We start from the raw sequence: 13,087 nt of genomic DNA on the forward strand, positions 1-13,087 counted from the left end.
TTAGGTGATGAATAATGAGTTTTGTTGGTGTTTTAATTCCGATTTTCGGTATTTTTGCAATTGGTTATATAGGGATGAAATTACTAAAAATTGATATTAAACCAATTTCAACATTAACGTTGTATTTAATGTCGCCATTTTTGGCGTTTCGAACCTTTTATCAAAATCAGTTGAATATGGATTATTTATATTTTGGGGGCTTTTTATTAGCGTTATGCTTTGTCAGCTTACTATTTTGCTATGTAGCGGGAGCTATAAAAAAATGGGATACATCGCGCAGAAGTGGTTTTATCCTTTCCTCCGTTTTTATGAATAATGGAAATTATGGAGCACCGCTTGTTTTACTTGTATTTGGGGAAGAAGGCTTTCATTATGCGATTATTCTAATGGTGCTTCAAACTTTAATTATGTGTACGATTGGAATTTACGTAGCGGCACAAGGTGGTGCTGGCAATCGGCCGATCAAAGTTTCGCCAATGAAAGATGTGCTAAAGGTGCCTATTATTTATGGCGCCATTTTGGGTGTTTTATTCAATTTATTAAACATTCATATTGATAGCCAAACGATGACGGCGGTTGACATGGTGGCTGATGCAACAATTCCAACGATTATGATTGTGTTAGGGATGCAACTTGCGCAAATACGTTTAGGAGACATAGAAGTGGGAAGGTTATCTGTCGCTGTTGGCTTTCGTTTAATTTTAGCCCCGGTTATTGCTTTTCTAATTACTTTGCCACTTCCTTTAGATGAAATGGTCAAAGATATTCTAATTTTAATGGCAGCTATGCCAACTGCTGCTAATACGACGATGTATGCTTTGCAATTCAATGCAACACCTGGTTTTGTTTCAAGTGCCACATTAGTAAGTACGATATTGAGTATTGTAACATTACCTATTCTGTTAATGATTATTTTATAAGTATTATTCAAAATACACAAAATTAGGAAGTCTCTCTTTATCTTGAATCTTTGTACGGTGGCTCTAGAAATTATGTGCTTTTTCACCTAATTGTACTGGACATAAAACTCATTCGTTCTAAATAGATTTTTTTCATGGTAAGATAGTGGTAAAAGCAGGGAGGGATTCCATTGAAGTTAGTGACGTATCAACTAAAGCACTTATTTGCAAAACAACGAATAGGAATATTTTTTAATGACCAAGTTATTGATATCGAAGAAACCTACAAGGAAATGGAAAAGAACCAAAAGGCAGAAAATATAGGTTTTGATATACCATCATATCCCAATGACTTTTATGCTTTAGGACAAGCAGGATTGCATTATGCCAAAAAGGTTTTGGAGTATGCCCAAACAAAATCTCCTGCTTTTACCTTTAGTCGAGAGGAAGTGATTTTAGGCCCCCCAGTTCCGAACCCTTCTAAAATTATTTGTGTGGGTATTAATTATGCAGATCATGTCGCAGAGATGGGTGCGGAATTACCGGAATATCCTGTACTATTTTCAAAGTTTCGTAATGCATTAATCGGGCCGGAAGATGATATTTATAAATCTAGTGAAACAAACAAGTTAGATTATGAAGTGGAGCTAGCAGTTGTGATAGGTGAGAAAGCATCTAAAGTACCACAAGAGCTTGCCATGGATTATATTGCTGGTTATACAATTGGAAATGACACTTCTGCTCGAGATTTGCAAAAACGTACTGTACAATGGCTTCAGGGGAAGTCATTAGATCATACGACACCTATTGGCCCATGGTTAGTAACAGCAGATGAACTAACAGATCCAAGCCAATTAAAAATCCAATCTTATGTAAATGGAGAGTTGCGCCAATCATCTAATACAAAACATTTGATCTTTAATATTCCTCATTTAATCAGCTTTATCTCCAACCTTATGACATTAGAGCCAGGTGATATTATTTTAACAGGAACGCCTGATGGGGTGGGAATGGCAATGGATCCACCTCAATTTCTGCAAGACGGTGATAAAGTAACGATGGAAATTGAGCAAATAGGGAAATTAGAAAATAACGTACGAAGCCAAAACTAATACCGAAACACTTATGCAGAAAAAAAGCTGTGTAAGTGTTTTTTATTAGGAAAGAGTGTATATATTGAATTCTAGTTATTCTCCTGAGTTAAAAAGCTGATGGAATTTTAGGGCACTTCCAAGACATAAAAACGCCATGTTAAGCATATAATGATAATAAATCAACTAATGTATAAATAAGTGGATATTTATACATTTAAAAAAAGAGGAGTACGGAAATTACTTAATCAAAACAGATAGACATACATTCCAACTATAATATATTTTATGCGGAAATTTTAAATTATAACTATGTTTTTTTATAAACAATATTGCATGAAAATACAAAATGCAGTATAATTATAAATCAATCACATACGGAATTTTTAGGGGGAACTATCGTGAACGTAGCAATTATAGGAGGCACAGGATACGGTGCCGTAGAGTTACTGCGATTTTTATATAATCATCCATACGTCGAAGTAAAGAAAATTATCTCGCATTCGAATAGTGGCACATCTTTTTCTGATGTATATCCACACCTTACAGATTTAGTAGAAACAAAGATGGAATCACTAGATATAGAAGAGCTAGCGAAAGAGGTGGATACAGTCTTTTTTGCTACACCGTCTAATGTCAGCAAAAACTTTATCCCCTCTTTTATGGACAAAGGGATTCGTTGTATTGATTTATCAGGAGATTTTAGATTACGTGACAAAGAGGTATATCAACAATATTATGGTGAAGAATTAGCAGAAGGAACATATATCAAGCAAGCAGTATACGGATTATCTGAGATTCATAAAGAAGAGATTCAAAAAGCAAAACTTATTGCTAATCCAGGATGTTACCCAACTGCTACAACATTAGGTCTAATTCCTGCATTAGAGAACGATCTAGTAGATCGCAATCATATAATTATTGATGCCAAAACAGGGGTATCTGGTGCAGGTAGAAGCCTTTCGTTAAACGTTCATTTTTCAGAGATGAATGAAAATTTTAAAGCGTATAAAGTTGGTGTTCATAAACATATACCTGAAATAGAACAAATGTTATCTGAAACAGCAGATGAGCCAATTCAGGTCACTTTCACTCCGCATATAGTGCCGATGACTAGAGGGATTTTGAGCACGATTTATGTGGACTTAAAAGACAAGAAATCTACCACAGAGTTAGTAGAAACGTATAAAGCATTTTATCAAGAGCATCCATTTGTACGTGTGCGTGATGAAGGGGTTATACCTGCTACAAAAGAAGTTTATGGCAGCAATTATTGTGATATTGGTTTATATGCAGATGAACGAACAGGCAAGTTGATTATTGTATCGGTTATCGATAATTTAGTTAAAGGTGCTTCTGGCCAGGCTATACAAAATATGAATTTGATGAACGGATGGAAAGAAACTACCGGCTTAAACCAATTACCTATATTTCCTTAAGGAGTGAAACGGAACATGTTATCGTCACAAAACGAAGACAGTCAAAAACATTTTACATTAATAGATAATGGCAATGTGGCCTCTGCAAAAGGCTTTAAAGCAGGCGGGCTGCATTGCGGTATTCGTAAGAAAAAAATAGATTTTGGATGGTTTTATTCAGATGTACCTGCCCAAGTAGCAGGTGTATATACAACAAATGTTTTCCAAGCAGCGCCATTAAAAGTGACTCAGGAAAGTATTGCAACAGAAGAAGTTCTTCAGGCAGTTGTTGTCAACTCTGGTATTGCCAATGCATGTACTGGAGAGCAAGGACTGCAGGATGCTTATGATATGCGAAAAATATTTGCGGAAACGATTGGTGTGAAGGAGCATTTAGCTGCCGTTGCTTCCACCGGCTTAATCGGAGAGCCTTTGCCAATGGATAAGATCCAATATGGAATGGAGCAAATTCCAAATAAAGAGCATGATGGTGCAAATAAGTTTGAAACAGCTATCCTCACAACAGACACGAAAGAAAAAGGGATTGCAATAGAATTGGAAATTGACGGGCAAGTTGTCACCATTGGAGGTGCGGCAAAAGGTTCTGGAATGATCCATCCTAATATGGCAACAATGCTCGCGTTTATTACAACAGATGCAAACATTCCATCTAAATATCTATCTGCTGCTTTAAAGGATATTACGAATAAATCCTTTAACATGATAACAGTGGATGGAGATACAAGTACAAATGACATGGTACTTGTACTTGCGAATGGCGAAGCAGGAAATGAATCACTATCTCCGGAACATAAGGAATGGCAAAAATTCTATCAGGCACTTAAGTTTGTTAGTGAATACTTAGCAAAAGAGATTGCTAGAGACGGTGAAGGTGCTAGTAAACTAGTAGAAGTTAATGTAAAAGGTGCCTTTACAGATGAATCGGCTCAAGCCATTGCGAAATCTATTATATCTTCTAATTTGGTGAAAACAGCTGTGCATGGTGCTGACGCCAACTGGGGACGTATTATTACAGCAATTGGATATAGCGGTGTTTCATTAGATCCTGATAGTGTCAGCATTTATTTGGGAGATATTTTAGTAGTGGAAAATGGTATTCCACACCCTTTTGATGAAGAGGAAGCAAAACAATACTTATTACAAGATGAAATCAAAATATTAGCGCAACTAGGAGATGCGAATGGGAAAGCAACGGCTTGGGGTTGTGACCTTTCGTATGAATATGTAAGAATTAATGCTTCTTATCGAACGTAAGGAGGAAGTCACTTGAATTATGTAGTCATTAAATGTGGAGGCAGTGTCTTTGAACAACTGCCCCCATCTTTTTATCAAAATATAGTGGATATTCAAAAGCAAGGGGAATGGCAGCCAATTATTGTACACGGGGGCGGCCCGCTTATTTCCCAGTTATTAGAGCAAGTAAACGTTCAGACAACCTTTGTAAATGGTTTGCGCGTAACGACGAATGAAGTATTAGATGTAGTCGAGATGGCCTTAAGTGGAGCAATGAACAAACAAATAGTCCGCCATATCACACAATCAGATGGAGCGGCATTCGGGGTCAGTGGCATTGATGGCAAGTTGTTAGAAGCAGTTCCTGTAGAGGATAGCGACAAGTTAGGTTTTGTTGGTGACGTCAAAAAAGTAAACACGGATATTATTACTTCTATCGCTGAACAAGGGTCTGTGCCTGTTATTTCCCCAATTGGGATAGATGCAAAAGGACAAAGGTATAATATTAATGCAGATATGGCTGCTTCAGCTGTGGCACAAGCATTAGAAGCAAAGCTATGCTTTATTAGTGATATTCCTGGTATTTACCAAGAAAGAGACGGCAAAAAAGAGGTTTATCATCAATTGAACGAAGAACGTATTCAGCAGTTAATGGATGAGGAAGTCATTTTCGGTGGGATGATACCGAAAGTTCAATCCGCCTTGCATGCCTTGCATCAAAATGTATTAGAAGTTTCGATCGTGAATGGTACCGATGAGAACGGGTTATGGCATTTCATGCAAGGAAAAGAAGTGGGAACAAGAATTACTTTAGATAAGGAGATGCCAAATGTCTGAATTACAGTACTCTCAAAAAGTTAATCCAATTATGGCAACATATGGTCGGTTTCCTATTGCTCTTGTAGAAGGGAAAGGAAGCTATGTATGGGATGATAAAGGAACTAAATACTTAGATTACTCATCAGGACTTGCGACATGTAATCTTGGGCATGTACCAGATGTCGTAAAAAATGCCATGGATCAACAGTTAAGCAAGCTGTGGCATTGCTCTAATTTATATCATATCCCTTCTCAGGAAAAATTGGCACAGGTATTAGTGGAAAATAGTTGTGGAGATCAAGTTTTCTTTTGTAATAGTGGGGCAGAAGCAAATGAAGCTGCTATTAAGATTGCTAGAAAATATTCTCAACAGGGAGATCCGACGATTGTTTCCTTTCAAAATTCTTTCCACGGAAGAACGATGGCGACACTTTCAGCAACAGGGCAAGAGAAAATTCAACAAGGGTTTGCTCCATTAACACCTGGTTTTGAGTATCTGTCATATAATAATGTGGATGATCTAAATAAATTAAAAGAAATCAAGCCGTGTGCAGTCATTTTAGAGGTCGTGCAAGGAGAAGGCGGTGTGATTCCTGCAGATCCTCAATGGTTAAAAATGCTGGATCAAGTGTGTAAAGAGCACGATATTTTATTAATGATCGATGAAATACAAACAGGAATGGGGAGAACAGGAAGCTTATTTGCTTATCAAGATTATGACCTAGAACCAGATGTGATTAGTGTTGCTAAAGGTTTAGGTTCAGGTATCCCTATTGGTGCAATTATTGCTAAAGAGCATGTTGCTAAACATTTTTCAGCAGGAACACATGGGAGTACTTTCGGTGGTAACCCAATTGCTACAACAGCAGGACTAGCTACTGTGCAACATTTAGTAGAATCTAATGTTTTAGACGAAGCTCAAAGCCTCTCTTCCTATTTATGGAATGAATTGAAACAATTAGCAGAAGGAGATAATAGTATTCAGTCCGTAAGGGGAAAAGGGATGTTGATTGGTTTACAAGTAAATGAACCGGCGATTGATATTGTTCATAAAGCAAGAGAAGAACATCAACTGCTTCTTGTAGTAGCTGGTCCAAATGTGGTTCGGGTTCTTCCGCCATTAACAACCAATCAAGAAGAAGCCGATCAATTTTTAGAAATAATGAAAAAAATATTTGCTTAAGAAAAAATTTTTAGCGGAATACTTGATAATCTTTCTTAACATGATAAAGTATTATAGGAATGATACAAGTAGTAAAGAGGGATTAAGATGAGAAGCTATATAAAAGAAAAAGTCGATGCATTTCGCTATGAAAATAAAAATCGTGCGAGACTATTAATAAATTGCGCCGACCAACCTGGTATCGTGGCAGCTGTTTCGCAATTTTTATATGAGCATGATGCCAATATTATTGAGTCGAACCAATATTCTACAGATCCTGAGGGTGGAGAATTCTTTATCCGTGTAGAATTCGAACTTCCAGGATTAAAGGACAAAGTAGAAAAATTAGAGTCAGACTTCCAAGAAATACGTGAGCAATTTGGTATGCAAGCCACTTTTAAATATGTGGACCAAATTAAAAAGATGGCTATTTTTGTATCAAAAGAGCCACATTGTTTATTGGAATTATTGTGGGAATGGCAAAGTGGTGATTTGTTGGCAGATATAAGCATGGTAATTAGTAACCATGAGACTTCCCGAGAAATGGTGGAGTCCCTAGGTATTCCATATTATTATATTCCGGCTAACAAGGATATTCGTAAGGAAGTAGAAGAAAAGCAAATCCAGCTGTTAAAAGAACATGGTATTGACATTATTGTACTAGCCAGATATATGCAAATTTTAACACCACATTTTGTAGAAACCTTTAAAAATCAAATCATTAATATACATCATTCTTTCTTACCTGCTTTTATTGGCGCAAAACCTTATGAGCGTGCTTATAATAGAGGGGTGAAATTAATTGGGGCAACATCTCACTATGTTACCAATGATTTAGATGAAGGGCCAATCATCGAGCAGGATATAAGCCGTGTAGATCACAGAGATAATGCGGAAGCGATGAAGAAAATTGGTCAATCCGTAGAACGGAGTGTATTATCTCGTGCTGTAAAATGGCATTTAGAAGATCGGATTATTGTATATGGCAATAAGACTATTGTATTTTAAAGAAAACTCGGTGACTGCCGAGCCTTTAGGCGACAGCAGAGCCGTAGTTGCACTTATACTTCATTCCTAAACCTGGCTTCTACGCCGACTTTCTTCTCCGCTGCCAGGTTACACGTTCTTAACGTGTAAAGAAAACTCGGTGATTGCTGAGTGCTTGGCGAAGTTAAAGACGTAGTGGCCCTTATCTATTTTTCTAATCGTGGTACTACGTCGAATTCACTTCATCTGTAACACGAAATAAATTCTAATAAGGTAAATGAGACACTCAAGTTTTAACTTGGGTGCTTTTTTATTTCTCGGGAAATAATAGAGTAATAAAAGAAGTAGAAGTGGGGCTTTTCATCCCCTACATCTACTTCTTTTATTATTCTAAGTCTTGAAGTGGGGGGCTTACGGACGATTGTTCACCGTGATAAATTTTTGGGTTACCTGACCCCATCTTACCGCATAGGATGAGGTGAGGTGATCTCATAATGATGCGTTTTTTTGAAGTGGTACGGGACGGGCGAAGTGTTCATATCAATCCTTCATATCCGTTACGTTTCTATCAAATTCATATGGATAACTATTTCCTGGGAATACAGAATGGTGGACCAACAACTATTACATTTTATGACAGAGGCTCTTTTTCATCTCTCACTTTAATAGGAGCAATGGCAGGTTCAAAAAGGATAGAAGAAACTTATACATTACATCCCAATACTGCAATAAGAGAGCGTAACTTTCAACCAGGAGATATTTTAGTAGCAAGTGATAATGTTAAATCAGAGATGACAGGATATATGGGGCATTCTGCTATTGTGGTAGATGATGAGACATTAGTTGAATCACCTGGAAGGTATCCAGCGATCGTAAAGTCAACGATCCAACAATTCTTAGATAAACACCCAGAACATGCTCAGTTTAGACCGAAAGACCATGAGATAGGAGTTGACGCTGCTGCCTATGCTTTAGACTATTACAACAGCTATAAGAAAAACTTAGAGGAAGGCATTAATGAGCCTATTTTTTCATTTGATTTGTCACAGTCACTAGACGATCCTTGGGAAAAAGTATATTGCTCTAAGCTAGTATGGTTAAGCTACCATTATGGAGCAAATTATACGTTTGAAAACGACTACCTGTGGTTTTCGCCAGAAGATCTTTACACACAGTTAAAAGATAATCCGGATTTTGAGCAAGTTTACAAACATCCTAATGTTAAATTTATTATTAACACATAATACAGCAGAGCAAATTGTACAGTGGGATAAGTACTCACTGTATTTTTTTTATAAAATTATGCTTTTTATATTGAATGTACGTACGAATTATATTATTATAAGAGTAAATCTTCACACACATACGTACAAGGATAGAGGGAAATAGAAGAAAGAAAGGTGGATATAAATGCTGGAAAGGTTGAAACAGCAAGTGTTAGAAGCAAATCTTGATTTACCTAAACACGACTTAGTAACGTTTACTTGGGGTAATGTAAGCGGTTTCGATAGAGATTCAGGATTGATGGTTATTAAACCAAGTGGTGTGCCGTATGAAGATCTAAAAGCAGAAGATCTGGTTGTGTTGGACTTAGATGGAAATATTGTAGAAGGTGATTTAAAGCCTTCATCAGACACGCCGACCCATCGATTGTTATATCAAAAGTTCCCAGGAATTGGCGGTATTGTACACACTCATTCACCATGGGCTACGAGTTGGGCTCAAGCAGGAAAAGGTATTCCTGCGCTTGGAACAACACAGGCTGATTATTTTTATGGAACAATTCCTTGTACTAGAAGGATGACAGAGGAAGAAGTAGCTGGCGAATACGAATGGGAAACAGGAAATGTGATTGCCGAAACGTTTCAAGACATCGACCCATTACAAATTCCAAGTGTGCTGGTGCATAGCCATGCACCATTTAATTGGGGGAAAGATCCGCAAGAGGCACTGCATAATGCGGTCGTATTAGAGGAAGTAGCTAAAATGGCTTTACACACTTATCAATTAAATCCAGATGTGGGATCGATGGATCAATATTTATTGGATAAGCATTATCTAAGAAAGCATGGTGCAAATGCTTATTATGGACAAGATAAAAACTAAGCAATTTTTTATATCAAATTATGCGGTTAATGGCTGGTGATATTTTACTCGTATTCTATCGCTGTCTAATCGATTAGTGATCTAGTTTATCAATCTATAGAACAATGAGGAGGAGAAAGTATGTTAGAAATTAGACCATATACGTTTTGGTTTGTAACAGGAAGTCAACATTTGTATGGAGAAGAGACATTAAAGGAAGTAGAAGATAATTCGCGTGGAGTAGTAAAAGGACTGAACGCTGAAGGTCATCTGCCTTTTTCAGTAGAATTTAAAGAAGTACTAACAACTGCTGATGATATTCACCAATTAGTATTAAAAGCAAATGCAGATGAAAATTGTGCAGGTATTATTACATGGATGCATACTTTTTCACCTGCAAAAATGTGGATTGCTGGATTAAAAGCCTTACAGAAACCTTTATTGCATTTGCATACACAATATAACCGTGATATTCCATGGGATAGCATTGATATGGACTTTATGAATTTAAATCAAGCAGCTCATGGTGATCGTGAATATGGATTTATTGGAACGAGAATGGATGTTTCCAGGAAAGTTGTAGTCGGACATTGGCAAAGTAAAGAAGTAACAAGGAAAGTAGCCGATTGGATGAAAACAGCGGTAGCAGTAGCTGAAGGTTCTAATATCCGTGTTGCTCGTTTTGGTGATAACATGCGTAATGTTGCTGTTACGGATGGTGATAAAATTGAAGCACAAATTAAGTTTGGTTGGACAGTAGATTACTTTGGCATTGGTGATCTAGTGGAAGAAATGGACAAGGTAACGGAAGAGGAATTAAATGCACTTTATCAAGAATATGAAGAGTTATATGATTTGCCGGAAGAAGCTGGGCAACCTGGTCCTGTAAGAGATTCTATTTTAGAGCAAGGGAAGATTGAGCTAGGGCTGAAGGCTTTCTTATCGAAGGGAAATTACACAGCATTTACGACAAATTTTGAGGATTTACATGGTATGAAGCAACTGCCTGGTCTAGCCGCGCAACGTTTAATGGCAGAAGGATACGGCTTTGCTGGTGAAGGGGACTGGCGTACAGCTGCACTATTACGCTTTATGAAGATTATTTCAAATAATCAAGGTACATCGTTTATGGAAGATTATACGTATCACTTAGAGCCAGGAAATGAAATGGTACTTGGTTCACACATGCTTGAGATATGTCCAACGGTAAAGGCAACAAAACCGAAAATTGTTGTACACCCATTAGGAATTGGCGGGAAAGAAGACCCAGCCCGTCTTGTGTTCGACGGTAGAGGCGGAGATGCAGTAAATGCTTCTCTTGTTGAGATGGGAGGGCGTTACCGCCTAGTAATTAATGAGGTAAAAGCAGAGCAACCAGAAATAGAAACACCAAACCTTCCTGTTGCAAAGGTGCTATGGAAGCCGCAGCCATCTTTAAGTGAAGCAACAGAGGCTTGGATTTATGCAGGTGGTGCACATCATACCGTATTCTCTTTTGATGTAACGACAGAGCAGCTATATGATTTTGCTAATATGGCTAAGATCGAATGTGTGGTTATCGATGAAGATACGAAATTACGTCAATTTAGAAATGAATTAAAATGGAATGAAGCCATTTACCGTTAAACTACAACTGAGCAGAGATTTACCTTTGTAAATCTCTGCATTATTTTTTACACTTAGAAAAGGTATAGAATTTTATAAGGGCAACTAAGGCTATTGCTGTCGCCAAAGGCTCGTTTATCAACGAGTTTTTCTTTAAGGAGCATAAACTATATAAGTAATAAAGAAATACACTTCGAACCTTGACAGTGGTTGTTTATGCTATATGCTTATAATTAGGAAACATATTGCTTAGAATACTAACTGGCTTTTTACTGGGGTGTAATAGATGCAGACAAAATATAATATCGTAAAACAAGCGATTAAATCGAAAATATTAGATGGTACTTTCCAGCCGCATCAAAAAATTAGTTCAGAAAGTGAATTAATGAAACAATTTAACGTGAGCCGTCACACTGTTCGATTAGCGATTGGCGACCTTGTTAATCAAGGCTGGTTATATCGTGAGCAAGGAGCGGGTACATTCTGTGCAGATCGCTCTAAAGAAGATAAGAGTTCATTTATAAAACAAAACAATATAGCGATTATTACAACATATATATCGGATTATATTTTTCCATCAATTATTCGTGGAGCAGAGTCCTATTTAAGTGATCATGGTTATCAGGTAAGTTTGTTTAGCACAAATAATGATCATGGAAATGAACGGCGTTTTTTGGAAAGCATTTTAACCCAACATTTCGATGGCGTTATTATTGAACCGACAAGAAGTGCTTTAACGAATCCAAACATTAACTATTATTTAAATTTAGAAAGACAGAATATTCCATACTTAATGATCAATGCTTATTACGATGAATTAGAGCCCTTCCACCTTGTCATGGATGATGAAAAAGGCGGCTTCATACAAACAGAACATTTAATTGAACTTGGGCATCAAAATATTGTTGGATTTTTTAAAAATGATGATATCCAAGGGACGAAACGTATGAAGGGATATTTAAAAGCACATCGAAAGCACGGTATTGAGTTATCGCCAAATAATATTGTGACATACAATACAGAAGAAAAATCAACAAAGCCAGTGGAATTATTAGAGAAATTTTTAGAAGAGCCTCAAGAAAAACGTCCGACAGCTATTGTTTGCTATAATGATGAACTAGCGATCAAATTACTAGACATTATTCGTAAATTCCATTTACGAGTGCCGCAAGATATTTCGATAGTGGGCTTTGATGATTCTTTTATGGCGGAAGTAACAGAGGTAAAACTGACAACAGTGAAGCATCCGCAAAGTGAAATGGGAGAGCTTGCGGCAAAGGCTGTTTTAGATATGATAAAGCGGTCGAGAGGTCCTCGGAGCAATACAGAAAAGGATATGGTTCTATTTGAACCTGAATTAGTGGTAAGACATTCAACAGCACGATTAGAAGCAAATAACCGCTAAAAACCACTATGAATAATAAGATTAATTAGAATGCTGAATGATCTACTAGGGTAGATGATTCAGTATTTTTTTGTTACTTAAAAGCTGTTAGCTGTAAAACAAACCTTCCCTTAATTAACTTATTTATTAATGAAAAACTGAAATGTAATAACTTTCTTAAGGATAAAATAACTTATTGATTGATAACTAACAAAATAATGTAAAAGGTATTGTAAATTAGAGGGTGTTTGGTATACTATTAGTACGTACAAATTGTAAATATTCCATTTTATTTTCCAACCATTTGTAATCGTTCACATGTAAAGTTTGTTTTAATTTAGGGCGGATTGCCCAGACAAAAGGTAATAATAAATACTTAGTTA

Annotated in this window: 11 protein-coding genes; all 11 read left to right on the plus strand. The window is 36.9% G+C overall.

Translation table 11 applies throughout. The annotated features are described in order from the left end of the window. Nucleotides 1-14 precede the first annotated feature (14 nt). Nucleotides 15-920: an AEC family transporter gene (locus GHD00_RS12490; RefSeq protein ID WP_163538510.1), complete on the plus strand. Its 906-nt coding sequence runs from the start codon at nt 15-17 to the stop codon at nt 918-920. A gap of 170 nt (nt 921-1,090) precedes the next feature. Beyond that, nucleotides 1,091-2,011, plus strand: coding sequence for a fumarylacetoacetate hydrolase family protein (locus tag GHD00_RS12495; RefSeq protein WP_163538511.1), 921 nt, complete (start codon nt 1,091-1,093; stop codon nt 2,009-2,011). A gap of 380 nt (nt 2,012-2,391) precedes the next feature. Continuing rightward, nucleotides 2,392-3,429, plus strand: coding sequence for an N-acetyl-gamma-glutamyl-phosphate reductase (argC, locus tag GHD00_RS12500; protein ID WP_163538512.1), 1,038 nt, complete (start codon nt 2,392-2,394; stop codon nt 3,427-3,429). 15 nt (nt 3,430-3,444) lie between these two features. Then, nucleotides 3,445-4,683, plus strand: a complete 1,239-nt coding sequence (gene argJ, locus GHD00_RS12505; protein WP_163538513.1) for a bifunctional glutamate N-acetyltransferase/amino-acid acetyltransferase ArgJ — start codon at nt 3,445-3,447, stop codon at nt 4,681-4,683. Between the two features lie 12 nt (nt 4,684-4,695). Further along, a complete protein-coding gene (gene argB / locus GHD00_RS12510; RefSeq protein WP_163538514.1) occupies nt 4,696-5,499 on the plus strand; it encodes an acetylglutamate kinase in 804 nt (267 codons plus the stop codon). Continuing rightward, nucleotides 5,492-6,664, plus strand: a complete 1,173-nt coding sequence (locus tag GHD00_RS12515; protein WP_163538515.1) for an aspartate aminotransferase family protein — start codon at nt 5,492-5,494, stop codon at nt 6,662-6,664. The genes argB and GHD00_RS12515 overlap by 8 nt, the downstream gene beginning before the upstream one ends. A gap of 87 nt (nt 6,665-6,751) precedes the next feature. After that, nucleotides 6,752-7,651 (plus strand): formyltetrahydrofolate deformylase, encoded by a 900-nt coding sequence (purU, locus tag GHD00_RS12520; RefSeq protein ID WP_163538516.1) that lies wholly within the window; start codon nt 6,752-6,754, stop codon nt 7,649-7,651. Between the two features lie 473 nt (nt 7,652-8,124). Next, nucleotides 8,125-8,874: a C40 family peptidase gene (locus GHD00_RS12525; RefSeq protein ID WP_163538517.1), complete on the plus strand. Its 750-nt coding sequence runs from the start codon at nt 8,125-8,127 to the stop codon at nt 8,872-8,874. A 166-nt stretch (nt 8,875-9,040) separates the two neighbouring features. Further along, nucleotides 9,041-9,736: an L-ribulose-5-phosphate 4-epimerase gene (araD, locus tag GHD00_RS12530; RefSeq protein ID WP_163538518.1), complete on the plus strand. Its 696-nt coding sequence runs from the start codon at nt 9,041-9,043 to the stop codon at nt 9,734-9,736. Between the two features lie 120 nt (nt 9,737-9,856). Continuing rightward, nucleotides 9,857-11,341, plus strand: coding sequence for an L-arabinose isomerase (araA, locus tag GHD00_RS12535; RefSeq protein ID WP_163538519.1), 1,485 nt, complete (start codon nt 9,857-9,859; stop codon nt 11,339-11,341). 265 nt (nt 11,342-11,606) lie between these two features. Continuing rightward, nucleotides 11,607-12,725 carry a GntR family transcriptional regulator gene (locus tag GHD00_RS12540; RefSeq protein ID WP_163538520.1) on the plus strand — a complete coding sequence of 373 codons (1,119 nt, stop codon included), beginning with the start codon at nt 11,607-11,609 and terminating at the stop codon, nt 12,723-12,725. The last annotated feature ends 362 nt before the right edge of the window (nt 12,726-13,087 follow it).

It is taken from the genome of Gracilibacillus sp. YIM 98692 (assembly GCF_010993965.1).
In the GTDB taxonomy this organism is placed as follows: domain Bacteria; phylum Bacillota; class Bacilli; order Bacillales; family Amphibacillaceae; genus Gracilibacillus.